The 25,208-nt window shown below is 44.4% G+C and carries 26 protein-coding genes and 2 rRNA genes; 19 read left to right on the forward strand and 9 right to left on the reverse strand.

From position 1 onward, the window contains the following. The first annotated feature begins 7 nt into the window (after positions 1 to 7). Positions 8 to 2,143, forward strand: coding sequence for a 3-hydroxyacyl-CoA dehydrogenase NAD-binding domain-containing protein (locus tag F893_RS14375; protein WP_005252755.1), 2,136 nt, complete (start codon positions 8 to 10; stop codon positions 2,141 to 2,143). A gap of 160 nt (positions 2,144 to 2,303) precedes the next feature. Then, positions 2,304 to 2,651: a hypothetical protein gene (locus tag F893_RS14380; RefSeq protein ID WP_005252756.1), complete on the forward strand. Its 348-nt coding sequence runs from the start codon at positions 2,304 to 2,306 to the stop codon at positions 2,649 to 2,651. A gap of 69 nt (positions 2,652 to 2,720) precedes the next feature. Here the strand turns inward: F893_RS14380 and F893_RS14385 are convergent, their stop codons facing one another. Continuing rightward, positions 2,721 to 3,152, reverse strand: a complete 432-nt coding sequence (locus F893_RS14385) for a GNAT family N-acetyltransferase (protein WP_005252758.1) — start codon at positions 3,150 to 3,152, stop codon at positions 2,721 to 2,723. Further along, positions 3,146 to 4,369 carry a class I SAM-dependent methyltransferase gene (locus F893_RS14390; protein ID WP_005252760.1) on the reverse strand — a complete coding sequence of 408 codons (1,224 nt, stop codon included), beginning with the start codon at positions 4,367 to 4,369 and terminating at the stop codon, positions 3,146 to 3,148. The genes F893_RS14385 and F893_RS14390 overlap by 7 nt, the downstream gene beginning before the upstream one ends. Before the next feature lie 102 nt (positions 4,370 to 4,471). Between F893_RS14390 and trhA the strand changes: the two genes are divergently transcribed. From trhA to F893_RS14405, 3 genes are all read left to right on the forward strand, one after another. Further along, positions 4,472 to 5,116: a PAQR family membrane homeostasis protein TrhA gene (trhA, locus tag F893_RS14395; RefSeq protein WP_005106124.1), complete on the forward strand. Its 645-nt coding sequence runs from the start codon at positions 4,472 to 4,474 to the stop codon at positions 5,114 to 5,116. Between the two features lie 142 nt (positions 5,117 to 5,258). Continuing rightward, on the forward strand, positions 5,259 to 6,566 hold the full coding sequence (locus tag F893_RS14400) for an MFS transporter (protein WP_004281697.1): 1,308 nt from the start codon (positions 5,259 to 5,261) through the stop codon (positions 6,564 to 6,566). A gap of 132 nt (positions 6,567 to 6,698) precedes the next feature. Beyond that, positions 6,699 to 7,100 (forward strand): hypothetical protein, encoded by a 402-nt coding sequence (locus F893_RS14405; RefSeq protein WP_005252762.1) that lies wholly within the window; start codon positions 6,699 to 6,701, stop codon positions 7,098 to 7,100. A 24-nt stretch (positions 7,101 to 7,124) separates the two neighbouring features. On the opposite strand, the gene F893_RS14410 is transcribed toward F893_RS14405, so the two are convergent. Beyond that, positions 7,125 to 8,135, reverse strand: coding sequence for a metallophosphoesterase (locus F893_RS14410; RefSeq protein ID WP_004281695.1), 1,011 nt, complete (start codon positions 8,133 to 8,135; stop codon positions 7,125 to 7,127). A gap of 101 nt (positions 8,136 to 8,236) precedes the next feature. On the opposite strand from F893_RS14410, the gene F893_RS14415 reads away from it, so the two are divergent. Next, positions 8,237 to 9,871, forward strand: a complete 1,635-nt coding sequence (locus tag F893_RS14415) for a phospholipase D family protein (RefSeq protein ID WP_005252764.1) — start codon at positions 8,237 to 8,239, stop codon at positions 9,869 to 9,871. A 36-nt stretch (positions 9,872 to 9,907) separates the two neighbouring features. On the opposite strand, the gene F893_RS14420 is transcribed toward F893_RS14415, so the two are convergent. Then, positions 9,908 to 10,717: a lysophospholipid acyltransferase family protein gene (locus tag F893_RS14420; protein ID WP_005252766.1), complete on the reverse strand. Its 810-nt coding sequence runs from the start codon at positions 10,715 to 10,717 to the stop codon at positions 9,908 to 9,910. A gap of 189 nt (positions 10,718 to 10,906) precedes the next feature. Here F893_RS14420 and F893_RS18410 point away from each other — a divergent pair, with 189 nt between their 5' ends. From F893_RS18410 to F893_RS14455, 8 genes are all read left to right on the forward strand, one after another. Next, positions 10,907 to 11,038, forward strand: coding sequence for a hypothetical protein (locus F893_RS18410; RefSeq protein ID WP_005252768.1), 132 nt, complete (start codon positions 10,907 to 10,909; stop codon positions 11,036 to 11,038). 77 nt (positions 11,039 to 11,115) lie between these two features. Then, the gene (hflX, locus tag F893_RS14425; protein ID WP_005252770.1) at positions 11,116 to 12,456 is read left to right on the forward strand and encodes a ribosome rescue GTPase HflX; all 1,341 of its coding nucleotides are present in this window, start codon (positions 11,116 to 11,118) and stop codon (positions 12,454 to 12,456) included. A gap of 40 nt (positions 12,457 to 12,496) precedes the next feature. Further along, positions 12,497 to 12,868 carry a hypothetical protein gene (locus tag F893_RS14430; RefSeq protein ID WP_004281691.1) on the forward strand — a complete coding sequence of 124 codons (372 nt, stop codon included), beginning with the start codon at positions 12,497 to 12,499 and terminating at the stop codon, positions 12,866 to 12,868. A 9-nt stretch (positions 12,869 to 12,877) separates the two neighbouring features. Beyond that, positions 12,878 to 13,552 carry an LrgB family protein gene (locus F893_RS14435; protein ID WP_005252772.1) on the forward strand — a complete coding sequence of 225 codons (675 nt, stop codon included), beginning with the start codon at positions 12,878 to 12,880 and terminating at the stop codon, positions 13,550 to 13,552. An 86-nt stretch (positions 13,553 to 13,638) separates the two neighbouring features. Then, positions 13,639 to 14,085 carry a DUF2147 domain-containing protein gene (locus F893_RS14440; RefSeq protein ID WP_004732188.1) on the forward strand — a complete coding sequence of 149 codons (447 nt, stop codon included), beginning with the start codon at positions 13,639 to 13,641 and terminating at the stop codon, positions 14,083 to 14,085. Between the two features lie 203 nt (positions 14,086 to 14,288). Next, the gene (locus F893_RS14445; protein ID WP_005252776.1) at positions 14,289 to 14,738 is read left to right on the forward strand and encodes a DUF2147 domain-containing protein; all 450 of its coding nucleotides are present in this window, start codon (positions 14,289 to 14,291) and stop codon (positions 14,736 to 14,738) included. Between the two features lie 60 nt (positions 14,739 to 14,798). Continuing rightward, positions 14,799 to 15,248, forward strand: coding sequence for a DUF2147 domain-containing protein (locus tag F893_RS14450; protein WP_005252778.1), 450 nt, complete (start codon positions 14,799 to 14,801; stop codon positions 15,246 to 15,248). Positions 15,249 to 15,396: 148 nt separating this feature from the next. After that, positions 15,397 to 15,843, forward strand: a complete 447-nt coding sequence (locus F893_RS14455) for a DUF2147 domain-containing protein (protein WP_004645964.1) — start codon at positions 15,397 to 15,399, stop codon at positions 15,841 to 15,843. A 53-nt stretch (positions 15,844 to 15,896) separates the two neighbouring features. Here the strand turns inward: F893_RS14455 and F893_RS14460 are convergent, their stop codons facing one another. The 3 genes from F893_RS14460 to pdxA are packed head-to-tail and all read right to left on the reverse strand — an operon-like array spanning position 15,897 to position 18,563. Beyond that, positions 15,897 to 16,742 (reverse strand): symmetrical bis(5'-nucleosyl)-tetraphosphatase, encoded by an 846-nt coding sequence (locus F893_RS14460; protein WP_005252781.1) that lies wholly within the window; start codon positions 16,740 to 16,742, stop codon positions 15,897 to 15,899. 6 nt (positions 16,743 to 16,748) lie between these two features. Continuing rightward, complete coding sequence (rsmA, locus tag F893_RS14465) at positions 16,749 to 17,561, reverse strand: 16S rRNA (adenine(1518)-N(6)/adenine(1519)-N(6))-dimethyltransferase RsmA (protein WP_004645966.1); 813 nt, start codon at positions 17,559 to 17,561, stop codon at positions 16,749 to 16,751. Between the two features lie 33 nt (positions 17,562 to 17,594). Then, complete coding sequence (pdxA, locus tag F893_RS14470; protein WP_005252786.1) at positions 17,595 to 18,563, reverse strand: 4-hydroxythreonine-4-phosphate dehydrogenase PdxA; 969 nt, start codon at positions 18,561 to 18,563, stop codon at positions 17,595 to 17,597. 305 nt (positions 18,564 to 18,868) lie between these two features. Here pdxA and rplM point away from each other — a divergent pair, with 305 nt between their 5' ends. The 5 genes from rplM to F893_RS14495 all read left to right on the forward strand — a co-directional run bounded on the left by rplM (position 18,869) and on the right by F893_RS14495 (position 21,786). Then, positions 18,869 to 19,297 (forward strand): 50S ribosomal protein L13, encoded by a 429-nt coding sequence (gene rplM / locus F893_RS14475; protein WP_004281682.1) that lies wholly within the window; start codon positions 18,869 to 18,871, stop codon positions 19,295 to 19,297. A 13-nt stretch (positions 19,298 to 19,310) separates the two neighbouring features. Further along, the gene (gene rpsI, locus F893_RS14480; protein WP_004281681.1) at positions 19,311 to 19,697 is read left to right on the forward strand and encodes a 30S ribosomal protein S9; all 387 of its coding nucleotides are present in this window, start codon (positions 19,311 to 19,313) and stop codon (positions 19,695 to 19,697) included. Positions 19,698 to 20,028: 331 nt separating this feature from the next. After that, the gene (locus F893_RS14485; protein WP_005248012.1) at positions 20,029 to 20,682 is read left to right on the forward strand and encodes a glutathione S-transferase N-terminal domain-containing protein; all 654 of its coding nucleotides are present in this window, start codon (positions 20,029 to 20,031) and stop codon (positions 20,680 to 20,682) included. Between the two features lie 9 nt (positions 20,683 to 20,691). After that, positions 20,692 to 21,120 carry a ClpXP protease specificity-enhancing factor gene (locus F893_RS14490; protein WP_005248014.1) on the forward strand — a complete coding sequence of 143 codons (429 nt, stop codon included), beginning with the start codon at positions 20,692 to 20,694 and terminating at the stop codon, positions 21,118 to 21,120. Between the two features lie 18 nt (positions 21,121 to 21,138). After that, entirely contained in the window at positions 21,139 to 21,786 is a 648-nt protein-coding gene (locus F893_RS14495) for a hypothetical protein (RefSeq protein ID WP_004281678.1), read from the forward strand. A gap of 247 nt (positions 21,787 to 22,033) precedes the next feature. Here F893_RS14495 and rrf read toward each other — a convergent pair. Both rrf and F893_RS14505 read right to left on the reverse strand, forming a co-directional pair. Next, positions 22,034 to 22,148, reverse strand: a 5S ribosomal RNA gene (rrf, locus tag F893_RS14500). Positions 22,149 to 22,363: 215 nt separating this feature from the next. Continuing rightward, positions 22,364 to 25,208: ribosomal RNA gene (locus F893_RS14505) — 23S ribosomal RNA — on the reverse strand.

Below are 25,208 nucleotides of genomic sequence, written 5' to 3' on the forward strand. Positions count from 1 at the left end.
AAAAATAATGAGCGCAATTCAATATCAAAAAAATGAAGATAATATTGTTATTTTAACGTTTGATTCTCCAAACCAGTCTGCAAATACCATGAATGCCGACTTTCGCACGGCACTGGATGAAGTCGTTGCCCAGTTACAAGCAGATGAAGATATTGCCGGGATTATTTTCCGTTCAGCGAAAAAAACTTTCTTTGCTGGCGGCGATCTGGATGAACTGATTCAAGCCACTCCTGAACATGCAACTGAATTCTTCAATATGATTGAAGAGATGAAAGCCAAACTACGCTATATCGAAACTCGCGGTATTCCTGTCGTTGCTGCACTGAATGGTACGGCGCTCGGCGGTGGCTGGGAAATTGCCCTGTGTGCCCATCATCGTATTGCCCTGAATGACCCTAAAAGCAAATTTGGCCTGCCTGAAGTCACACTGGGTTTATTACCAGGTGGCGGTGGTATCGTCCGTAGCATCCGCCTGCTCGGTCTGCAAAATGCCCTTCCTTTATTAATGGAAGGCAAACAGTTTGGAGTCGATAAAGCTAAATCTTTAGGGCTGATTCATGAGGTCGCAGACAGTACCGATGAACTGTTGAAAAAGGCCATTGCCTGGATCAAAGCCAATCCAAAATCTCAGCAGCCATTCGATGTAAAAGGCTATAAAATTCCGGGTGGTAGCCCTTCGACACCAGCAGTTGCCCAGATGCTGGCAATCGCTCCGGCGATGCTGCGCGATAAAACCAAAGGCTGCTACCCTGCACCTGAAGCGATCATGTCGGCTGCAGTAGAAGGTGCACAGGTCGATGTCGATACAGCCCTGACCATTGAATCACGTTACTTTACTTATCTTGCCATCGGTCAAATTTCTAAAAATATGATTGGCACCTTCTGGCATGGCCTGAATGCGATCAAGTCCGGTGCCAGTCGCCCTCAAGGTATTGAAAGATGGAAGGCCACGAAAGTCGGTATTCTAGGTGCGGGCATGATGGGTGCTGGGATCGCCTATGCCACTGCCAGCAAAGGCATTCCAGTGGTGCTAAAAGACATTTCAATCGAAGCGGCTGAAAAAGGCAAAGCCTACAGCCAGAAACTGCTGGATAAAAAAGTCGCTCAAGGGCGTTTAACAGCCGAGAAACGAGATCAGGTTCTGGGTCTGATTCAAGCGACTGCATCGAATGAAGATCTAGCGGGTTGTGACCTGATCATTGAAGCCGTCTTTGAAAGTCCCGCGCTCAAGACTCAAGTCACGCAAGAGGCAGAGCAATATCTTGCCAGCAACGGGATGATGGCTTCGAATACCTCGACCCTGCCGATCACAGAATTAGCCCAGGCTTCAAAAAATGATCAGAACTTTATCGGCCTGCATTTCTTCAGTCCGGTCGATAAAATGCAGCTAGTCGAAATTATCAAAGGTAAAAATACCTCGGCAGAAACGCTGGCCAAAGCTTTCGATTTCGTGCAGCAGATTGGCAAATTACCGATTGTGGTGAATGACAGCCGTGGCTTCTTTACCAGCCGCGTGTTTGGCACCTTTGTACAGGAAGGCTTGCGTCTGCTGGCAGAAGGCGTACATCCGGCACGAATTGAAATGGCAGCTCTCAAAGCCGGTATGCCGGTAGGCCCGTTGGCGATTCAGGATGAAGTGTCCTTGACCCTGTCTGAACATGTGGCCAATGAAAGATACAAAGCTTTAGGAGCACAAGGTCAGACCATCACTAAATCACCTGCGGATGACGTGATTCACAGCATGATTCACGAATTTAACCGTAAAGGTAAGGCCGCAGGCGCAGGTTTTTATGATTATCCGGCCGATGCCAAAAAGCAGCTCTGGTCTGGTCTCAGCCACTGGAAAAAAGACAACGATATTTCTGAACAGGAAATGATTGACCGCTTCCTGTTTGTACAGGCACTGGATACGGTTCGCTGTCTAGAAGAAGGTGTTTTGGAATCTGTAGTCGATGCCAATGTGGGTTCCATTTTTGGTATTGGCTTTGCCGCCTGGACGGGCGGTGCAGTACAATTCCTGAATCAGTATGGTTTAGCCAAAGCCGTGACCCGTGCCAAAGTACTTGAAAATAAATATGGCGAACGCTTCAAAGCCCCACAACTCCTCAAAGATCGCGCAGCACACGCCCAGCCGATTCAATAGTGTGGTCACTTAAATAAAAGAGGAACGTGTTTCCTCTTTTTTATTCTCTGAATTTACTTCAAGCAATAAACAGAGTCATGTGATGACAGATTTTGATCTGCTTTTTGATCAATTTATGTTATAAAGTTACATAAGTTTGATATCCACGTGGGTAAGACCTATGACTGATCACAGTTCACCTGAAAAATCTCCTTGGGGCTGGAAAGCACTTATCATCTTCTGTATTTTAGGTGGATTATTCATGCTTATTTTTTGGCTCGCGATAAGTAATGAACCGGATTACATGCCAAGCCAGCAAAATAAACAAACTACCCAGCAACACGCTTTTAAAAATGCACCGACGATGTCTCCAGAAGCCATTGCCAAAGCGCAAGCAGATCGTGAAGCACGTGAAGCTGCCAATACTGCTCATCCAGGTAAGACAGCCGCTGAACACAATATGTCAGCTGAAGAACATGCCAATATGGATAATGCCGAGCACAGCTCAAATGCAGCACATGGCCACTGATCCAGATTCAGTCTATGCATAAAAAAGCGAGGTCAATGCCTCGCTTTTTCGTATTTGAATGGCTGAAAATTAAAGCTTTAAATACATATCAATATGCGGAATTCCACAATCCAGATATTCATCACCTTGAGCTTCAAATCCCAGCGCTTGATAGAAGCCAATGGCGTGCACTTGCGAAGACAGCTTGACCAACCCACGCTGCTCGGCACGCGCATAGTCAATTACAGCCTGCATCAAGCGCTGACCAACACCTAAACCACGTGCTGTGGTTAGGACTGCAACCCGACCGATACTGTGATTTGACAATAAGCGTGCTGTAGCAATCGCCTGATCCTGCTGAAAAACAATGAAATGTACAGCAACCGCATCCTCAGCATCCCATTCATCTTCAGCTGCAATATGCTGTTCTTGAATAAACACGGCTTCACGAATCGCTTTGGCATGCGCTGCCAAATCCTTCCAGCTGCCGGACACTATTTTCAGTTCTGGACTATTTAGCATTTAGAACCAATTCCCTGCTGATCCCACTGATCATTGAGCAATAATTCCAGTGAATGTTTCTGGATTCCATACATCTCTTTTAAGGCCTGAATTTGTGCCAGAACCACTTGATCAGGTTGTTGATAGTCTTTGCGTTTTGTCGCCAGAATCATTTTATTTTTACTGGTATGTTCCAGCGCCACAAATTCAAATACCTTGGTTTCATAGCCATAAGCTTTGAGCAGTAAAGCACGTATGGTATCAGTCAGCATTTCGGCCTGCTGTCCCGCATGAATACCAAACTGTAACATCGGACTCAGGACTTTTGGCGCCTGCAACTGCGGACGCAATTCCTTATGACAACACGGTGCACACATGATCATCTGCGCATTCAGACGAATGCCACTATGAATCGCAAAATCTGTTGCTACATCACAGGCATGCAAGGCAATCATTACATCCAGAAATTCCGGTGCATAGGTACGCACATCCCCTTGGAAAAAGTCCAACTGATCAAAACCGGATTGTTGCGCGACATTCTGGCAGAACTCGACCATTTTTGGATTAAGCTCTACCCCGGTAACATACGGCGTTTGACCATGTTTTTGCATATAGTCATATAAAGCACAGGTCAGATAGCCTTTACCCGAACCAAAATCCACCACGCGCAGGCCTTCAGCCTGTGGCTTAATCTGTGCCAAGGCACCTGAGAAAATTTCCACAAACTTGTTAATCTGCTTCCATTTACGCGCCATACTCGGAATGATTTGCGCTTTTTGATCGGTAATACCGAGATGCTGGAGAAAGATACTGTCCTGATCGACAAAACGTTGTTTAATCCGGTCATGACCTTGTTCAGCAGGCTTCACCTGATTCATCGCGGCTTTATGTTTGCTACGCGTTAACATGGCTTTTTTCTTGTTTTTTTTCAGCTGTAATTCTTCATCTACTGTCATCAGATTGGCCTGTTTGCAACACGCCAGTAGTGAAGCAACCTGGAATAATGCTTCATCTAAAGGATAATTTTTGGTGACATCCTGGGTCTTGTAACGATACAGGCAGCTCAATACGCGCTGTTCATTTAATGGAATGACTCGCAAGGTCATTTTCTCTAAATCCTGCAGTTCACCTTTATACTGGCTTAAGATCAGGCGATCAAATTGATCCCTTTCAACAGCTTGCTGAAAGGTGTCCAAGAATTGCTGTTCCTGATCTGAGAGAGTTGTCAACGTTGACATAGATAAAACCTGAAATGAATTGCGCATCAAGTTTAAATCTTCTTAACCTAAAAGCAAAATTGAATTACTATACAAGTGTATATTTGAAGAAGAATGACAATCATGCAGAATGCTCCACTGGTTCCAGATTATGATCAAAATGAGGAACGAATTAACTATATTAGTCATGGTGTAGGTGCCGGACTGTCCATTGTTGCTGGTATTCTTTTGATTATTAAAGGGTCTTACTTAAGTACTGGACAATGGATTGGTCTTTGGGTTTATGCACTGAGCATGATTCTGCTGTTTTCTGCTTCCATGCTTTATCACATGGCCACTGCAGCAGACCGCCGTTATTTTTATAAAAAAATCGATCATACTGCGATTTATTATTTAATCGCCGGAACCTATACCCCTTTTCTTTCGATTGCCATTCCGACCGCCAAAGCCCAGTATTTATTGATTGCGCTATGGGTGATTGCCCTTCTTGGTACACTTTTCAAGTTCGTTTTCATTCATCGTTTCCAGAAACTTTCTTTGGCGGCTTATCTGGCCATGGGCTGGCTGGCGCTGCTGGTGATTGATGACATGCAGCAATATTTAAGTGCTCAATCTTTAACCTTTCTCATCATTGGTGGACTCGCTTATACCGTGGGTGCATTGTTTTACGCTTTAAAAAGAGTAAGATATACCCACGCTATCTGGCACATATTTGTATTGATAGGCGCAGGATCACATTTTCTGTCTATCTATCTTTACGTGATTTAATCATCTCCTTTTTCATTTCAGTGACCCTGAGCGAGTTGAAGCGAGAAGATTGCAGTTGTTTTTTTAAAAAATTACGCCTTTTTTAAAAAGATTACGCTTTTAAAACTAAGTTTTTTTATTTTTAGTAAGTGTAAGGTTTTCCATGGCGTCGTCTAATTCTGCTGCTCAGCCAGCACAAAATTCAAAATTTCGCGTTTTAACAGCGAGCTTGGTAGGCACCACAATCGAGTTCTTCGATTTTTATATTTATGCCACCGCTGCTGTCATTATTTTTCCGTATCTGTTCTTCCCTACCAGTACAGATCCGATGACCGCAACCATTCAGTCTCTTGCGACTTTTGCCATTGCCTTTATTGCCCGTCCGATTGGTGCAGCATTATTTGGTCATTTAGGTGACCGGATCGGACGAAAAGCCACCTTGGTCGCTGCTTTGCTGACTATGGGGATTTCAACCGTTGCGATTGGTCTATTGCCAACTTATGCGCAAATCGGAATTGCTGCGCCACTGTTACTTGCACTGTGCCGTTTAGGTCAGGGCTTGGGTCTGGGTGGTGAATGGTCAGGTGCGGTACTTCTTGCAACTGAAAATGCCCCGGAAGGCAAACGTGCCTGGTACGGCATGTTCCCGCAACTGGGTGCTCCAATCGGCTTTATTCTGGCAACAGGTTCTTTCCTGACCCTTGGCGCTTTCATGTCTGAAGCTGACTTTATGGCGTGGGGCTGGCGTATTCCGTTTATCTCAAGTGCCTTGTTGGTAATTGTCGGTTTATGGATTCGTCTAAAATTGCATGAAACCCCTGCTTTCCAGAAAGTGCTGGATAAACAGAAAGAAGTGAATGTTCCTTTTGTTCAGGTATTCAAAAAGCATTCTCGTATGCTGGTTCTGGGTACGATTGCTGCAATCTGTACTTTCGTTGTGTTCTACCTGACTACGGTATTTGCATTGCAATGGGGAACAAAACAACTCGGTTATTCTCGTGAAGAATTCCTGCAATTGCAATTAGTTGCAACCCTATGTTTTGCTGCCTTTATCCCGCTTTCAGCAGTATTGGCTGAGAAATTTGGCCGTAAGACCACTTCCATTGCGGTATGTGTCATTTCTGCGATCTTCGGTATCTTCTTTGCAGATATGCTTGAATCTGGCAGCACTTTGGTGGTGTTCCTGTTCTTGTGTATTGGTCTGGCGATCATGGGCTTAACTTATGGGCCAATCGGTACTGTATTGTCTGAAATCTTCCCGACTTCAGTACGTTATACAGGTTCTGCATTAACCTTTAACTTGGCAGGTATTTTCGGCGCATCATTTGCACCGCTAATCGCAACCAAGCTGGCAACGGCCTATGGTCTGTCTGCAGTCGGTTATTACCTGACCGCAGCATCTATCCTCTCGCTTGTCGCGTTTTTACTGATTCGTGAAACCAAGAATGATGATGTAAACAATCAGATCTAAGGTTTTAGATCGATTCAAAAGCCAGCACTCGATGCTGGCTTTTTTTATGATTTCACAACAAAACTCGGCTACTTATCTCGTTAAATTTGCTCAACAATCAAATGAACTCAATTCAAAAAATGAGGCAAGGCCATGCAGGATCTTATTGAATACCTCTCGCAGGAGCAGTTGGTCAATATCATTATTTTGCTGGAAGATGATAAAAAATTAGAAGCTGTTCGCTATATCACCGAGAATACACCCTTGGATGAAGCTCAGGCGCTGCAAGTGATTGATGAAATTGTGCAGGAACATGATGTGGTCATGAAGCATGAGAGTACAGGTCCACGCTTTAGTGATGATGCCGGTGATATTGACCTGGTGACACCGCCACTGGAAATCCCCACCCATCCTAGCTTGAGTACACCGACAGAAGCTGAAATCACTGCGCAACAATTACGTGAAAATGTGCCAACCCGCAAAATTGAAAAGAAAATCTGGATGATGGCGGCTATCGCGGTGGTGTTGCTGATTCTGGTCTGGATCATCAGTTAACGCGGTACAGAATGCCGGCTGAATTTAGATCAGTTCAATAATATCAATGGTAGGTGGCACCCGAAAACGGAAAGGTACACCGACCAAGCCGGTACCGACAGTAACGAACACATCTGCATGTTCATGGCGGTACATGCCCTTTTTATGTCCCAAAATTGAAACCTTTTTCATGACGTAATTAGTTAGCCAAGGCAGCTCTACCTGTCCGCCATGAGTATGCCCGGACAGCATCAGAGGGCGCGTCGGCAGTTTGGGAATCATATCGACCGTATCCGGGTTATGCGAAAGAATGACCCAAGGCTTGTCCTGAGGCAAGTCTGGCAAACTGCGCATATCGGCTTTTCCAGCCCAGAGATCACCCACGCCCAAAAGGCGAAACTCATCAAATTCGACAATTTGACCTTCAATATCCATAACCTGATTAACTTGCAATGCATAGTGCAACAGTTCGCGAATCGGCGGTCCGGGATATTGCTCATCGTGATTACCATTGACCGAATAGACCGGAGCGTGAATCTCTTTTAAAACTGCCAGTTCCTGTGCCAGTTTATTTTCTGGTTCATAAGTCCAGTCGCCGGCGACCACCACCAAATCAGGTTGAATATGATTTAATTTGTGTACAATTTGTCGCAACTGACGCTCATGACCCGAAAACAGACCGATATGCAAATCTGCAATCAGGGCGATTTTCACCGGCTGCTTTAAACGTTTATCTGCATTGATCTGATATTGTGTCGTTTTCACTTGAATTAAATGCGGCTCGATAAAGCGTGCATAAGTCAAAACCCCACTGAGCAAAAATACAAAAATGGCTTCATGCAGAGAATAATACCCCGTCCATCCAGCATAAATACTGAAGAAAACCAAAGGGATTAATAAATAGGCAAGATAAAACGCCAGCAAATGACCAAAAGCTTTAAAGGGATGAATGGTTTCGGTACGTGATTGGCTCGACCATGCCTGAGCCACAGCCCAGATGGCTAAAATCGCCATTCCCAGATAAAAATAAAACAGTACGGAATTCGAATCCCACATAAATTGGCCTTATTCAGTCGAGCAGCAGATTACTGGCTTTATATTTATCTTTTCATAGCTGGCAATTATACTCAATTCTAATTTTTCATTCTTCGACTTATATGGCCACTGCTCCCCGCGATCAAGTTCACCTTCAATCCTCAAGTTTTATACGCACTCATCGCTATAAAGCCGGCATTTTACTGAGCTGTAGCCTGGTTCTGGGTCTACCTGCATGTAGCACCTTACCCAAGCAAACCGAACAGCCAAGCCAGATGGCATTTGAAACGGATACCTCGCAAACCAGCCTGGCACAAATTGTTGAACCTTTACGTGATCAGAACATCGGGTTGACTGGTTATCGCGTGCTGTATGATCCGCTTGAAGCACTGGCTGCTCGGATTCAGCTGATTAATAAAGCGGAACGCAGTCTGGATCTGCAATATTACATCTGGGATAACGACCGAATCGGTGCCCTCGCTCTGCATGCGATTATTCAGGCAGCAGATCGTGGCGTAAAAGTGCGCCTGTTGATGGATGACAATAATGCCAAGAAAATGGAAGGGATTTATCTGGCCTTAAACCAGCATCAAAATATCGATGTCAAACTGTATAACCCCTATCGCTTCCGTAAATACCGTGCCATGGACATAGTGCTGGATTTAAAGCGCATTAACCGCCGCATGCATAATAAAAGCTTTATTGCCGATAACCAGATTGCCTTGATTGGCGGGCGCAATATGAGTAACCAGTATTATAATGTCAGTGAAAGCTATCAGTTCTCTGATGTCGATGTGATGCTGGTCGGTGCGGCATCGGATGAAATCATTCATTCCTTCGATGAATACTGGAATGATGATTATGCCTATCCGGTGCAAGAGGTTGTGAATCCACGGCATCATGCTTTACGTTTTCCAAGCTTAAAACAACAGCTAGAAACCCATAGTCAGGATCCAGCGACTCAAAATTATCTGGATCTGGCTAATCGTTCCAGAGCCTTTGACCAATGGCTGGAACAAAACATTCAGCTGGATTGGGTTGAAGCCGAAGTAGTCAAAGATCCACCGAGCAAAATCAAGGCCAAAGCCAAAACCGAAGAACATCTCAATTTCCAGTTATTACAGCGTCTGGAAAAACCTGAACAAAGTGTCGATATTGTCTCTGCCTATTTTGTTCCGGAAAAAATTGGTGCAGACCGTTTAAAGAAACTGGCGAATGAGAATATCAAGGTTCGCGTCCTGACCAACTCTTTTAAGGCCAATGACGTTGCCGTGGTGCATGCTTTTTATGCCAAATATCGTCAGGATCTATTGGAAAATGATGTGCAGTTGTATGAGTTTCTGGCAGCGCCAGAAGCTAATCACCTAAATGCCAATACTGAGGAAATTTCAAAAAAAGCCAAAGTCAGCCTGAAAGGACTGAGTCGTTCTAGCCTGCATGCCAAGTTGATGGCAATCGATCAAAAACAGGTATTTATTGGTTCTTTTAATTTTGATCCGCGTTCAGCTTATCTGAATACTGAAATTGGTGTGTTGCTGAACAGTCCGTCCTTGGCACGTGCAGTGCATGAGACCATGGATCAGAACTTGAGTAAATATGCCTATAAACTGGTGCTGGATGCGAATCAGAACATTAACTGGAAAATCAAGAAAGCCAATGGTGACGTTCAAACATTTACCAAAGAGCCAAAAATGAAATGGTATCAGAAAGCTGGACTTAAACTGGTGTCGTGGCTGCCAATTGAAGGTTTTATGTAAGCTGGATTCTTTGAACAGAAACCATAAAAAAGCCTCTTATTGAGGCTTTTTTAATACCCGTGACTGAAGTTCAACCAGGCCAGTCTGCATTTTTTCCTGGACCACACGGGTGAGGCTTTCAACCGTATGCCCTTCAGTGGCAATTGCAGGTAAAGCCACTAAATGTGCAATGACTTGCGGCATTTCCAGTACTTTTTTGACATGGGCGGCAAAACTGATGTCATTGACAAACGGCGCAACCATATCCAGTTCGCCCTGCTGATTCACATAACAAATCAGACAGATTTGTACAGGACGCTGCGCTTCAATCGCGGCGCCTAAAATCCGGCCATGCACTTTTTTGATGGCTCGCCCATCAGAAGTCGTCGCTTCAGGAAAGAACAGCACCGGAATATCCTGTTTCAGGAAACCGGTAATTTGTTCACGAATCCTGACGGAATCTCCTGAACCACGTTTAATAAATAAGGTACCCCCTCCCTTGGCCAATTTCCCTAAAATCGGCCAGTTCTCAATTTCTGCTTTTGCCAGAAAAAATACCCGTGCTCCGGAACCCAGAACTGCGATATCGAGCCAGGACACATGGTTACTGACCCATAAGGCGGGTTCACGCGGAATCTCGCCATGTACCTGAACTTCGATATTGAATACTTTGCATAACTGGCGGCAAAAATGTTGCACATAGCGCGTATTGGTCGGGTTATTCGGATTTTTATATAAGCCATGACGAAAAACCAAGTAAAACCCTTCACTAATGGTAGCCAATGAAGCTGTGATTTTCCGGCTATACAGGAAAAACTTGGCCAAGCCTTCGATATCTGGAGTCTGGTTTTGTACAGTTGAATTCATAAAAACGTCATTAAATCCTAAGCGAGATACAGGGAATATCCACGAATTAAACTCATTCTATACTGTTCATTCGCAACTTGCATTGATAATAAAAATCGACCAATAGCATCTATATCTTCAATTTTAATTGGATTAAAAAATCATTCAAAATAAAACTATCGAAATATTAGATTGAAAAGGATCGTAGCTATGCCAGATCAAACCCAGCCCGCGAACGACACACCTCCGCCTTTACAAGTGCTCAAATATATTTTGGGCGGCACCTGCATCTATGCCGTGCTACTGGTAACACTTGCACAACTGTTTATCAGCGCACTTTAAACCAAAGCCGCGCTAATTCAGTATCTGCTCAGCCCTTTTTCAACTACACTAAAGTTTTCAAGTGGAGATTGGCCTGAGTGGAATATTTACAACAACATCGAGGGAAAGAGCGCGTCATTCTGGTGAGTGTCAGCGTACAAATGCTGGATGACCTTGATGCTGAAGAGTTTCGTTTGCTGGCCCAGTCTGCAGATGCTGAAATTCTGGAACATATTTATTCTCAGCGGGTGAAACCTGACGCCAAATTTTTTATCGGCTCCGGCAAGGCAGAAGAAATTGCTGAACGTGTTGAAGAACTGGAGGCCAATTTGGTCATTTTTGACCATGCCCTGACCCCGGCCCAAGCCCGAAATTTGGAACAGGTGATCAAATGCCGCGTGGTCGATCGTACTGAACTGATTCTGGATATTTTTGCCCAGCGTGCCCGTACCTATGAAGGTAAGCTGCAAGTCGAACTGGCACAGTTACAACATTTATCTTCACGTTTAATTCGTAGTCGTGGCAATCTCGACAGCCAGAAAGGCGGGATCGGTTTACGTGGTCCGGGTGAAACCCTGCTGGAAACTGACCGCCGTTTGCTGCGTATCCGTATGGGACAGCTCAAGGCACGTATTGATAAAGTCCGCCAGACCCGGATGCAAGGCCGTGTTGCCCGTCAAAAAGCGGCTGTGCCGACGGTATCTTTGGTGGGTTATACCAATGCTGGTAAGTCTACCCTGTTTAATTTACTCGCCAACAGCGATGTCTATGCAGCCGATCAGCTGTTTGCCACTTTGGACCCAACCTTACGGCGTCTGGAATGGGATGGAATCGGCAATCTGGTACTGGCCGATACGGTAGGTTTTGTCCGTAATCTTTCCCATTCACTGGTAGAATCCTTTAAGGCAACGCTGGAAGAAACCGTTGAAGCCACACTGTTACTGCATGTGATTGATTCAAGTAGCCCAGAGATGCTGGAACAGATTGAAGCCGTTGACAAAGTGCTGAAAGAAATTGGAGCCGATGTTCCGATCCTGCAGGTTTACAATAAAATTGACTGTAGCGGTGAAGAAGCCAAAATTATTTATCGACGTCCAGGTGAACCGGAACGGGTCTATGTTTCGGCACATAGTGGCGAAGGTATCGACCTGCTGCGTAAAGCGGTACATGAGTCCTTGATGGGGCAACTACAGTCCTTCGATTTAATCCTGAAACCCGCTTATGGCAAGCTGCGTAACCAGCTCTATAGTTTGAATGTGATCCAGTCTGAACATTATGATGATGAAGGTCAGCTACATCTGCATATTCGAATTGCCCCACAAAAACTGGAACAGTTGATTAAACAGGCGCATTTACCTTTAGATGAAATTCTAGGCAAACAGGCGCAGCAATTTCAGCGTCCACTGGAAGCGTTTGAAATCCAGTCAAAGATCGAGTAAAACTTGATAAGTAAACTTATTAATATTAATGATCATAGCAATGAACTGGATAAAACGAATAGATTGGCCAGCATGGATTGGCACCCTGTTACTTATTATTGTCTTTCGGGAAGCTTCGGTCTGGTTAATGACCCAACTGAATCATCCTGAATTAGGCAATCTGGTCGGGTTATTGAGCCTTTTAATTGCGCTGTTTACCTGGCGCTACTTCGGCAAACTCCCCGCCCGCCTCGTGGATACCAATAACAAACTGATGAAGGAAAGTGCCTTTGCTTTCCTGCCTGTCAGTGCAGGTGCACTGATGATGCTGGTACATATGGGCCAGAAAATTCCGGCCTTTCTGTTCATCATGTTTTTCAGCACCCTGATTCCTTTATGGATTTACGCCAAAATGGCCAAGCGCTGGTTATAGGAGTTCCGCATGTTATCTATTTTGTATGGCTTTGCGGTTACCCTTATCGCCTATCTGATTGCCAAACCCTGTAACCGGTTCATTCCGCAAATTCCCGTCATCGTGTTCAGCATGTTCTTTGTACTGGCGATTTTATTTGCGCTCGGCATTCCCTATGAAAATTACATGGATGAAGTTAATCCTCTCTTCAACCATTTACTCGGCTATGTGACTGTTGCCTTGGCCATTCCGTTGGCCGCGATGCGCTACGATGACTTGCCGCTCAAAGCCATTATCGGCATTTTGGTTTTTGCCAGTATCAGTGCTGTCGCCTTACCGATGGGACTGGCTTATCTGCTGCATATGTCCTCTGCAGATATTATGGCGTTTGCTACCCGCGCAGTGACCACTCCAATTGCGATTAATATTGCCACCTTGCTGGATGCACCCATAAGCATGGTCATTCTAATCGTGATTCTTTCCGGCGTGATTGGTGCAGCCTTTTCTCCATTTATTCTGAGACATATCAATGATGAACGTGCTTCCGGACTGGCTTTAGGACTGGCCGCACATGCCATTGGTACAGCTCAGGCCTGGCAGCGTGGCAGTATTGCAGGACGTTATGCCGCATTTGGTATGGCCGTCAATGCAGTCTTTACCGCGGTCTGGTTGCCTACGTTTATACTTTATTTGCAAAAAATGTGACTAGTGAATCAAATTAATCATTTGTTTTATGTGGTAATCGTTCTTACTATAGAGTAAGAACTCTAATCCAACCTAGGAACAGATAAATGAATAAGGTTCAATTTTTTTCAACTTTACTTTTAGCCTCTTTCAGCCATTTGGCCTTTGCCTCTGACCTTTCAGGGACATGGAGAAATATTGACGACAAAACTGGTTCGCCTAAAGCATTCCTCGAAATTCGTGAGACGGCTTCCGGCGTCTATGCTGCCAAGATCACAAAAATTACCCCGCGTCCTGGATATACACCGAAAGAAAACTGTGTGTCCTGTCCTGCACCTTATACCAATAAACCTATTCTTGGTCTGGATGTACTCACTGGCTTAAAGCACGTCGGCAATAACAGTTTTGCTCAAGGCAAGCTGCTTGATCCATTATCAGGGAATCTTTATAACACCAAGGCAAAATTAAGTGCCAATGGGAAACGTCTTATTCTACGTGGTTATATCGGGGTATCAGCGCTTGGCCGTAGTCAAACCTGGATTAAGCAGGATTAATTCCTGCTTAATTAAAAAAATGTGATGGAGTTATGCTTTAGTAGATAGAAACTTGCATTTTAATGCATTAGGTTGTATGAATATTAAACATATGCTTTTTTCATGCAATATAGATTATGAAAGTGTATTAACGTAGTTTGCATCAGCATTCACCACATGGAATTAGGTGAATGTTTATAAAAAAATAAGGATAAGGATATCGCATGTATAAAATCGCACTTTTAACTGTTTTTTCAGCTTCTTTATTCACTAGCTCTCTGGCCTTTGCACAGGAGTTATCTGGTCTCTGGCAACAGATTGATGATAAAACCGGCTCACCTAAAGCATTGATTGAAATGAAAACGCAGGCTGATGGCTCGTATACCGGAACGATTACTAAAGTCACACCTCGCCCAGGTTATACACCACGGGAAAAATGTGTCAAATGTCCACCACCTTATACCGATAAACCGATTTTGGGGTTAGACGTCATTAAAGGACTGAAACCCACCAACAAAAATAACTATGCACATGGCCGGGTACTCGATCCACTCACCGGCAAAATTTATGATTTAAAAGGGCGGATTTCTGCCAATGGGAAACGACTGACTTTACGTGGATATATCGGGATCTCTGCGATTGGTCGCACACAAACCTGGATTCGCCAGGATTAATAAAAACAGCACTTTTGTGTTGGGGATATTTTATTCATCTATAAAAAAGGGATAAATATAATGAAACAAACTAAATTAGGATTAATGTTCATCGCTGCACTGATGACTGGGACTGCTTATGCACAGGATCTGACTGGCATCTGGCAGCAAATTGATGATAAAACCGGCTCACCAAAAGCGATTATTGAAATTCGTCAAAATGATAATGGAACTTTTGCTGGAAAAATTATCAAAGTGACTCCACGTCCAGGCTATACCCCACAGAAGACCTGTAATAAATGTCCTGCGCCTTATACCAATCAACCGATCCTGGGTATGGATGTATTGACTGGCTTAAAACATGTGGAAGGCACCAATAATTATGAAAAAGGTAAAGTGATTGATCCATTGGCAGGTAAAATTTATGATGCTCGAGTGCGTATAAATGCCAATGGTAAACGTTTAACCTTGCGTGGTTATGTCGGTGTGTCCGCCTTAGGCCGTAGCCAGACCTGGATTCGCCAAGATTAGTACCTAATTCTCATTATTCAAAAAAGCTGCTAACTTGGCAGCTTTTTTTTAGTGTATCAACTCTATAGTATGCAGATAAGTGTTGACTATTTTAGTAAGATTTCTAACATGAGCGGGCGATGATAAAAATTCTTTGGAATGACTCTCTATGTTTAAAAAAATATTACTTGCCGCGCTTACAGCAGGATGTATGACCAATCTTTGGGCAGACGATATTACCGGGACCTGGCAACAAATTGATGATAAAACGGGGGCGGCTAAAGCGATTATCGTCATTAGCAAAGAAGCAAATAATACCTATTCAGGCAAAATTGTAAAAATCACGCCTCGCCCAGACTATAACCCACGTGAAAAATGCAATAACTGCCCTGCACCTTATACCAATCAGCCTATTTTAGGCATGACCATTTTAAAAGGCCTAAAACTGGTTGAAGGTACCAAGAATTATGATAAAGGTCGTATTATCGATCCATTGGCAGGTAAAATTTATGATGCAAAAATGCGTTTAAACAATACAGGTAAACGTTTAACCTTACGTGCCAGTATGGGCGTTTCAGTTCTAGGCCGTAACCAGACCTGGATTCGAGCAGACTAAATTTTTAAAACTAAAAAAGCCACGTAATCACGTGGCTTTTTTATGGAATGTGCTTACATCACCGGATTATCCACTGCAAACATCTGCTGATCTTCCAGGCGGAATGCCATCAGTTGATTGCCCCAGACACAACCGCCATCTACATTCTGAATCTTGTTCGAAATGGTTTTACCATTCAAGGCGGCCCAATGACCAAACAGGATCTGATGAGTTTGTGCTGCCTGTGATTCAAACTCAAACCAGGGTTTAAAACCCTCCGGCATCGGATCATCCAGCGCATCTTTAAAGCTATATTCCAGACGTCCCTCAGCATCGGTTAAACGCATACGGGTCAAGTAATTCACAATACAACGAATACGTTCATGGCCTTGTAGCTGATCCGACCAAAGTGCCGGCTCTTTCCCAAACATTTCTTTCAGAAAATCATCTAACACCTCAAAGTCATCATGAGCAATGATCGCTTCAACTTCTTGTGCCAATTGAATAGTTTTTTCTGCACTCCAGATATTCGGAATCCCTGCATGCGTCAGGATGGTCTGCTCATTTGGAAATAGACACAGTGGCTGTTTACGCAGCCAGTCAATTAGGTCATCACTGTCGATGGCATCAATCACATCACGGACATTGTCTTTTTCTTTCACCGGTTTAATGCCGCGGGCATAGGCCAGCAAAGTCAAATCATGATTTCCCAAGACCGTCGCAGCCGCACCCTGTTCAGCCAGCTTTTTGATAAACCGCAGTGCAGCAATGGAGTTTTCACCACGTGCCACCAAATCTCCAGCAAACCAGATAAAATCTTGTTCTGCATCAAACTGGATTTCCTTGAGTAAAGCTTTCAAGGCCTCAAAACAGCCTTGAACATCACCAATCACATAATTATATCGAGCAGTACGGTTCATCGTAATTTAAGCCACCATTTGATCTGAAAGTGCAACAAACTGTTCAAGGGTCAGGGTTTCTGGACGCGCCATCGGGTCAACACCCGCTTTTTCAAAACCCTCTTCGACCAGCATACCCTTCAAGCTGTTACGCAAGGTTTTACGACGCTGGGTAAAGACATGAGATACCAGACGTGCCAGCGCTTTTTCATTCTTCGCCACAATCGGTTTAACTTTATAAGGCTCTAAACGGAATACCGCAGAAGTTACTTTTGGAGGCGGATTAAAAGATCCAGGTGGCACTTCGAACAAGAAAGTCGGTTTACAGAAATATTGAATCATCACCGACAGACGGCCATATTCTTTGGTATTGGGTGATGCGGTAATGCGGTCTACCACTTCTTTTTGCAGCATGAAATGCATGTCTTGCACTTTGTCACCAAATTCCAAGAGATGGAATAACAGTGGCGTTGAAATATTATAGGGCAAGTTACCGACCACACGTAATGGACGATCTTCCTGGAACAACTGAGAATAATCGTATCTCAAGGCATCGGCTTCAATAATGGTTAAACGTTCCGGATGCGGCACACGACCCGGCAGGCCAGCAGCCAGATCACGATCCAGCTCAAGTACGGTTAAGGCATCACATTCACCAATTAAAGGTGAAGTCAAAGCGGCCAGACCCGGGCCAATTTCCAGAATGTTCTGACCTGGACGCGGATTGACTGAGCGTACAATTTTGGCAATGACACGCTGGTCATGTAAAAAGTTTTGACCAAATCTTTTTCGAGCCTGATGCCCTTCATCTTTTGGGTTTAAGGCATTAATTTGATACATAAAAACATTTCCAACGTGAGTGATGAACAATAATCAGTGGCGCGCCAGATCGAGGGCTAAATCGACAGCAACGTGCAGGCTGGAACTTTTCGCAAGTCCCGTCCCCGCAAGGGAGAGTGCTGTGCCATGATCAACAGAAGTTCGAATAAACGGTAAGCCGAGGGTAATATTAATGGCTTCACCAAAGCCCTGTGATTTTAACACAGGTAAGCCCTGATCGTGATACATCGCCAGAACAGCATCAGCATCTTTTAGGTTTTCTGGAGTAAATAAAGTATCAGCAGGTAGGCTTAAACTCATGTTGATACCTTGGGCACGATAGCTTTCGAGTACCGGATTGATCACTTCAATTTCTTCCATCCCCAAATAACCGCCCTCCCCGGCATGCGGATTTAAACCGCAAACCAGTATATTCGGCTGTTCAATCTTGAATTTGGATTTCAGGTCGTGAATCAGAATATCAATCACCTGATGCAAGCGTTCAGGCGTAATCGCATCTGCCACGGCACGAAGCGGAAGATGGGTAGTGGCCAAGGCCACGCGTAAAGTTTTGGTGGCCAGCATCATGACTACACGTGGAACACCAGCAAATTCCTGGTAATACTCGGTATGACCACTAAAAGAAATGCCCGCTTCATTTATCACGGACTTTTGTACAGGCGCAGTCGCGACGCCGACACTTTTTCCTGACATGGCATAGTCTGCGGATCGACGCAGTTGCTCCAGTACATAAGCCGCATTGTTCGGATTCAGCTCACCCAATACGACGTCTTGCTGCACGGGAACATGCTCTACAAATAGCTGACCGATGCCTGAAGATGACTCCTGTCCTTGATATTCAATCAGCTCAACCGATAATTTGAGTATCTGAACACGTTGCTCGAGCATATGAATATCCGCCAATACCACAATTGGGCGCTCATCAACACGATCTGCAAGACTCAGGCAAATATCAGGACCAATTCCGGCAGGTTCCCCACTGGTGACATATAAAGGCAGCATCATCTTCTCAATTTGGCAAAGCTGAGAAATATTATAACCCGATCACGCCTACGCTGTAGTAATCATTGCAAAGAGTACTTATAAATCAATATTTTGATACCATTGAAACTATGGTTACAAATATAGTTGCAGTTTTTGTAGCATATAAAGGCTTAGGTCTTTCTTTCACCAGGGAGATTAGATAAAATACAGCGCTTGAAATTTTAATTTTCATTTGTGATTCTTCACGTATTCGTTTAGAATCGCGTCTCCTTTAGTTTGGACAGATTCCATAGTCCAAACCAACTATAATAGGTAGTGGTTTAATGAAAACTCTCAGCGCTAAGCCAGCTGAAGTTCAACACGACTGGTACGTTGTTGATGCTTCTGGCAAAACTTTAGGTCGCCTTGCGACTGAAATCGCTCGTCGTTTACGCGGTAAGCATAAAACTTCTTATACTCCTCACGTTGACACTGGCGACTACATCGTTGTTATCAATGCTGAAGAAATCACTGTGACTGGTAAAAAGTCACAAGATAAGAAATACTATCGCCACACTGGTTTCCCTGGTGGTATCCGTGAGACTAACTTTGAAAAGTTAATCGCTCACAAACCAGAAGCAGTTCTAGAAAAAGCTGTTAAAGGTATGTTACCTAAAGGTCCTCTTGGTTATGCAATGATCAAGAAAATGAAAGTGTATGCAGGTACTGAGCATCCACACGCTGCTCAACAGCCACAAGTTTTGGACATCTAAGGGATAACAGCACATGGCTACTAATTATGGTACAGGTCGCCGTAAGACCGCAACTGCACGTGTTTTCCTATCAGCTGGTACTGGTAAACTCGTAATTAACAACCGTACTCTTGAACAGTATTTCGGTCGTGAAACTGCTCGTATGGTTGTTAACCAACCACTTGAGCTTCTTGAAGCTACTGACAAATATGACCTTTACATCACTGTTGCTGGTGGTGGTATTGGTGGTCAAGCAGGCGCTATCCGTCACGGTATTACTCGTGCATTGATCGCTTCTGACGAAACTTTAAAACCTGCTCTTCGTCAAGCTGGTTTCGTTACTCGTGATGCTCGTGAAGTTGAACGTAAGAAACTTGGTTTACGTAAAGCTCGTAAACGTCCTCAGTTCTCTAAACGTTAATTCGTTTACCGACTCGGACAAAAAACCCTGGATTTTCCAGGGTTTTTTTATGGTAGTTAATTGGTAATTTAGACCTTTTTCCTTGTTATTGTTCATGCACATCCTTACCCCACACCCCTTCATGACACCAGAATGACTTCATCAAATAATAATTTGCGATCCCAATACAGATAAACAGCAAAATGACAGGAAGCTTGATCAGCATCTTATTTTCCTCCAGTTGTTTTTCTTATAATCTACCTCGGCTCAAGCCGATTGATCTTTGATGCTTGGTGCTTTTTAGGTTGAATTTTAGTATCCTAGTCTATTCATTAGAAGCTCATCAGGATTTATGTCAGTCGAAAGCGCGCCTCTTCAAGGAATCACTCTCTATAGTCATGCCGATGACTTTCGTTCCCATTGGATTCGCTATGTGCTTACCGAAAAACAGATTAAATATAACCTGATTTTGGTGGATGCCGATGATGAGGATCTGGCCAGTCTCAATCCTTATAATCAATTGCCGATGCTGATCGAAAATGAACTCAAATTATTTAATACTTCAATTATCTCTGAATATGTAGATGATCGTTATCGTCAGAACAAACTGTATGCCGATGCTCCGATGCCCCGGGCAGAGCAACGACAATACATCTGGCGCTTTGAAAATGACTGGCTGAAGCTGGCTGATATCATGTTACGCCATCCTGATACGCTGGATAAGAAAGCCAAAGCTCAGGCACAAAAACAGTTACAGGATATCCTGATTTCATTGATGCCACTATTCCAACATTTTCCCTATTTTATGTCTGAACAATTTAGTATCCTGGATTGTATGCTGGCACCAATTTTTATCCGTCTGAAACAGATGGGCGTAGAATTACCACAGCAGCAATGCCGTCCGTTTTATTTATATTGCCAACGAATTTTTAGTCGTCCTGCCTTTGTAAAATCCATGACATTGCAGGAAAAGAACCGTTATTCAGTGCAACTCAAACATCCATAGAGAAACATCATGTCCGAACAAGAATTCAACCTTAGCCCTACCCGTCCCTATATGGCACGTGCAATCTATGAGTGGGTTTGCGATAACAATATGACGCCTTACCTGCTGGTGGATGCCACACGCCCAAATACCATGGTTCCTGAGCAGTTTATTAAAGATGGACAGATTGTTCTGAATATTGTGCCACATGCCGTGCATGCGCTGCATATGAGCAATGATGCCATTAGCTTCTCGGCTCGCTTTGGTGGCGTTTCTCGTGATATTTATGTGCCTATGGCAGCAGTACTCGGCATTTATGCACGTGAAAATAGTCAAGGTTTATTCTTTGATCCAGGTGAATATGAGCATACACAAAATGATGAAGATGCTTTAAAATCAAGCACTGAAGAACAAACTGAACAACCAAAGAAAAAACCGACTTTAAGACTATTAGATTAAAAATAATGGAGCAAGTGAATGGCTTTTGATTTAGTACAATATTTTGTTGAACAGATAGAGACTCAAAAGCCTGAGCTTCTAAAAGAATATACAAAAGAAGAAAGACGAAAATATATATCAGAAATCAATGCCTTAACTTTAGGAAAACTTATTACTGAATGGCGTCATAACCCACAAAAAATTTATAATGAAATCAATCATCCTGATGAATTATATATCCTGGAAATCGTGCGTCATCTCGCTACCAGTCCGGAAAATCAATCTACTCTGGATCGAGCCCAGCTTGAGCACAGCACTTCAGAAATTTTTCATTTACAGCTTATTGAATTAAAACAACTGCATGATACCGGCAACCATAATATCCATAGCATTCAGGAATTACTGACCGGGCAAATTGAACATTTATCTGGTCAAGCAGATGATTGGGTTTGGACAACAAACAAGCTAACAGAACTCAAAGGCTCTAAACCAATTGTGCAAGAAGAGCTATCATTGGAAGCATCAATGAAGGAGTTTAATCAAATGGTAAGCCAGAATCAGCAGCATCAAGATGTCGAAGAAGTCATTGTTATCAATACCCCAACATGGGCAAAGATTGTTGAACCCATCGTGGCGATTGTCATTCTTTGGGTATTAATCGCAGCCGTAATGCGCGTGTTTGGCTAAAATAGTCTGCAATAAAAAACCAGCGATTCGCTGGTTTTTTATTTTGTAAGGTTTATAAGATCAGCTTGTAAACTCTTATAGCGCTAGTTTTACAGAGATCCCAATAGGTCAAACAAATTAACAGGAATTCTCTGTCTCAGAAGAATCTGATCAACTTTGAGATATAGATATGTTAAATATCTTATCTAAAATTCCACGCACAAAAAAATCCCCCTCTGCCTTAGCGGAGGGGGATTTTCGAATAATGAGCTGGCGATGACTTACTCTCACATGGGTAACCCCACACTACCATCAGCGCTAAGAGGTTTCACTTCTGAGTTCGGGAAGGGATCAGGTGGTTCACTCTTGCTATGGTCGCCAGCACAACTGGTATGATTACTTACTGAGGTCTTATGGTTGCCTTAGCTTTCTTCAAATCTTGCACTCTGTTCAAAGCAGTGCTTTGAACATCGTTCATTAACAGATATATCTGAGTTGGGTATTTTGTTCTTTAGCGTTCACTAAATCAAGGCTTCGTCTGATCGTTAGATCAATATGAAATCAATTGATGCTTTATATACAACTGTTTGGGTGTTGTATAGTCAAGCCTCACGAGCAATTAGTATTGGTCAGCTTCACATATCACTATGCTTCCACATCCAACCTATCAACGTCGTAGTCTTCAACGGCTCTTTAGGAGACATAAAGTCTCGGGGAAATCTTATCTTGAGGTAGGCTTCCCGCTTAGATGCTTTCAGCGGTTATCCCTTCCGAACATAGCTACCCGGCGATGCCACTGGCGTGACAACCGGTACACCAGAGGTTCGTCCACTCTGGTCCTCTCGTACTAGGAGCAGATCCTCTCAAATTTCCAACGCCCACGGTAGATAGGGACCGAACTGTCTCACGACGTTCTAAACCCAGCTCGCGTACCTCTTTAAATGGCGAACAGCCATACCCTTGGGACCTGCTTCAGCCCCAGGATGAGATGAGCCGACATCGAGGTGCCAAACACCGCCGTCGATATGAACTCTTGGGCGGTATCAGCCTGTTATCCCCAGAGTACCTTTTATCCGTTGAGCGATGGCCCTTCCATACAGAACCACCGGATCACTAAGACCTACTTTCGTACCTGCTCGACTTGTGGGTCTCGCAGTTAAGCGCGCTTTTGCCTTTATACTCTACGCGTGATTTCCGACCACGCTGAGCGCACCTTCGTACTCCTCCGTTACTCTTTAGGAGGAGACCGCCCCAGTCAAACTACCCACCAGACATGGTCCTCGTCCCGGATAACGGGACAGAGTTAGAACCTCAATATTACCAGGGTGGTATTTCAAGGACGGCTCCATCGCAACTAGCGTCGCGACTTCAAAGCCTCCCACCTATCCTACACAAGTAAGATCAAAGTTCAATGTCAAGCTGCAGTAAAGGTTCACGGGGTCTTTCCGTCTAGCCGCGGGTACACCGCATCTTCACGGCGAATTCGATTTCACTGAGTCTCTGCTGGAGACAGCGCCCCCATCATTATGCCATTCGTGCAGGTCGGAACTTACCCGACAAGGAATTTCGCTACCTTAGGACCGTTATAGTTACGGCCGCCGTTTACTGGGGCTTCGATCAAGAGCTTCGCTTACGCTAACCCCATCAATTAACCTTCCAGCACCGGGCAGGCATCACACCCTATACGTCCACTTTCGTGTTTGCAGAGTGCTATGTTTTTAATAAACAGTTGCAGGGGCCTGGTTTCTGAGGCTGTCGGCCGCTCAAGGAGCAAGTCCTATCACAGACAACAGCGTACCTTCTCCCGAAGTTACGGTACCATTTTGCCTAGTTCCTTCAGCAGAGTTCTCTCAAGCGCTTTGGTCTACTCGACCTGACCACCTGTGTCGGTTTCGGGTACGATTCCTGTGTAACTGAAGCTTAGAGACTTTTCCTGGAAGCATGGTATCAGCCACTTCACTGTACAAGTACAGCTTGCTATCAGTTCTCAGCATAGAGTACCCCGGATTTGCCTAAGATACATGCCTACAACCTTCCACCTGGACAACCAACGCCAGGCTGACTTAACCTTCTCCGTCCTCTCATCGCATTACACAGAAGTATTGGAATATTAACCAATTTCCCATCGACTACGCCTCTCGGCCTCGCCTTAGGGGTCGACTCACCCAGCCCCGATTAACGTTGGACTGGAACCCTTGGTCTTTCAGCGTGCGAGTTTTTCACTCGCATTGTCGTTACTCACGTCAGCATTCGCACTTCTGATACCTCCAGCAGACTTCTCAATCCACCTTCATCGGCTTACAGAACGCTCCCCTACCACGCATAATAAATTATGCATCCGCAGCTTCGGCATATAGTTTTAGCCCCGTTACATCTTCCGCGCAGGCCGACTCGACTAGTGAGCTATTACGCTTTCTTTAAAGGGTGGCTGCTTCTAAGCCAACCTCCTAGCTGTCTATGCCTTCCCACATCGTTTCCCACTTAACTATAATTTTGGGGCCTTAGCTGGCGGTCTGGATTGTTTTCCTCTTGACTACGGACGTTAGCACCCGCAGTCTGTCTCCCGGATAGTACTCATTGGTATTCGGAGTTTGCATCGGTTTGGTAAGTCGGGATGACCCCCTAGCCGAAACAGTGCTCTACCCCCAATGGTATTCGTCCGAGGCGCTACCTAAATAGCTTTCGGGGAGAACCAGCTATCACCAAGTTTGATTAGCCTTTCACCCCTATCCACAAGTCATCCCCTGGCTTTTCAACGACAGTGGGTTCGGTCCTCCAGTTAGTGTTACCCAACCTTCAACCTGCTCATGGATAGATCACCTGGTTTCGGGTCTATACCCAGCAACTAAACGCCCTATTAAGACTCGGTTTCCCTACGGCTCCCCTATGCGGTTAACCTTGCTACTGAATATAAGTCGCTGACCCATTATACAAAAGGTACGCAGTCACCGGACTAAGCCGGCTCCCACTGCTTGTATGCATGCGGTTTCAGGATCTATTTCACTCCCCTCACAGGGGTTCTTTTCGCCTTTCCCTCACGGTACTGGTTCACTATCGGTCAGTCAGGAGTATTTAGCCTTGGAGGATGGTCCCCCCATATTCAGACAAGGTTTCACGTGCCTCGCCCTACTCGACATCATCATATAAGCCCTTTCGTGTACAGGACTATCACCGTCTACGGTCGCACTTCCCAGAGCGTTCCACTAGAACTTATATGACTTAATGGGCTCTTCCCCTTTCGCTCGCCGCTACTGAGGGAATCTCAATTGATTTCTTTTCCTAAGGGTACTGAGATGTTTCACTTCCCCTCGTTCGCCTTGCAACACTATGTATTCATGTTGCAATACCTACCTTATGGTAAGTGGGTTTCCCCATTCAGACATCTCCGGATCACAGGATATTTGCCGCCTCCCCGGAGCTTTTCGCAGGCTATCACGTCTTTC

The organism is Acinetobacter sp. CIP 102136 (assembly GCF_000369685.1).
GTDB lineage: Bacteria > Pseudomonadota > Gammaproteobacteria > Pseudomonadales > Moraxellaceae > Acinetobacter > Acinetobacter fasciculus.

Coding starts and splice junctions, on each gene's coding strand:
- F893_RS14375 (WP_005252755.1), top strand. CDS start 8: ATGAGCGCAATTCAATATCAAAAAAATGAAGATAATATTGTTATTTTA.
- F893_RS14460 (WP_005252781.1), bottom strand. CDS start 16,742: ATGAACCGTACTGCTCGATATAATTATGTGATTGGTGATGTTCAAGGC.
- F893_RS14435 (WP_005252772.1), top strand. CDS start 12,878: ATGTTATCTATTTTGTATGGCTTTGCGGTTACCCTTATCGCCTATCTG.
- trhA (WP_005106124.1), top strand. CDS start 4,472: ATGCAGAATGCTCCACTGGTTCCAGATTATGATCAAAATGAGGAACGA.
- F893_RS14420 (WP_005252766.1), bottom strand. CDS start 10,717: ATGAATTCAACTGTACAAAACCAGACTCCAGATATCGAAGGCTTGGCC.
- F893_RS14450 (WP_005252778.1), top strand. CDS start 14,799: ATGAAACAAACTAAATTAGGATTAATGTTCATCGCTGCACTGATGACT.
- F893_RS14390 (WP_005252760.1), bottom strand. CDS start 4,369: ATGTCAACGTTGACAACTCTCTCAGATCAGGAACAGCAATTCTTGGAC.
- rplM (WP_004281682.1), top strand. CDS start 18,869: ATGAAAACTCTCAGCGCTAAGCCAGCTGAAGTTCAACACGACTGGTAC.
- F893_RS14430 (WP_004281691.1), top strand. CDS start 12,497: ATGAACTGGATAAAACGAATAGATTGGCCAGCATGGATTGGCACCCTG.
- F893_RS14445 (WP_005252776.1), top strand. CDS start 14,289: ATGTATAAAATCGCACTTTTAACTGTTTTTTCAGCTTCTTTATTCACT.
- F893_RS14410 (WP_004281695.1), bottom strand. CDS start 8,135: ATGTGGGATTCGAATTCCGTACTGTTTTATTTTTATCTGGGAATGGCG.
- rsmA (WP_004645966.1), bottom strand. CDS start 17,561: ATGTATCAAATTAATGCCTTAAACCCAAAAGATGAAGGGCATCAGGCT.
- F893_RS14415 (WP_005252764.1), top strand. CDS start 8,237: ATGGCCACTGCTCCCCGCGATCAAGTTCACCTTCAATCCTCAAGTTTT.
- F893_RS14385 (WP_005252758.1), bottom strand. CDS start 3,152: ATGCTAAATAGTCCAGAACTGAAAATAGTGTCCGGCAGCTGGAAGGAT.
- rpsI (WP_004281681.1), top strand. CDS start 19,311: ATGGCTACTAATTATGGTACAGGTCGCCGTAAGACCGCAACTGCACGT.
- F893_RS14400 (WP_004281697.1), top strand. CDS start 5,259: ATGGCGTCGTCTAATTCTGCTGCTCAGCCAGCACAAAATTCAAAATTT.
- F893_RS18410 (WP_005252768.1), top strand. CDS start 10,907: ATGCCAGATCAAACCCAGCCCGCGAACGACACACCTCCGCCTTTACAA.
- F893_RS14490 (WP_005248014.1), top strand. CDS start 20,692: ATGTCCGAACAAGAATTCAACCTTAGCCCTACCCGTCCCTATATGGCA.
- F893_RS14495 (WP_004281678.1), top strand. CDS start 21,139: ATGGCTTTTGATTTAGTACAATATTTTGTTGAACAGATAGAGACTCAA.
- F893_RS14455 (WP_004645964.1), top strand. CDS start 15,397: ATGTTTAAAAAAATATTACTTGCCGCGCTTACAGCAGGATGTATGACC.
- pdxA (WP_005252786.1), bottom strand. CDS start 18,563: ATGCTGCCTTTATATGTCACCAGTGGGGAACCTGCCGGAATTGGTCCT.
- F893_RS14380 (WP_005252756.1), top strand. CDS start 2,304: ATGACTGATCACAGTTCACCTGAAAAATCTCCTTGGGGCTGGAAAGCA.
- F893_RS14485 (WP_005248012.1), top strand. CDS start 20,029: ATGTCAGTCGAAAGCGCGCCTCTTCAAGGAATCACTCTCTATAGTCAT.
- F893_RS14405 (WP_005252762.1), top strand. CDS start 6,699: ATGCAGGATCTTATTGAATACCTCTCGCAGGAGCAGTTGGTCAATATC.
- F893_RS14440 (WP_004732188.1), top strand. CDS start 13,639: ATGAATAAGGTTCAATTTTTTTCAACTTTACTTTTAGCCTCTTTCAGC.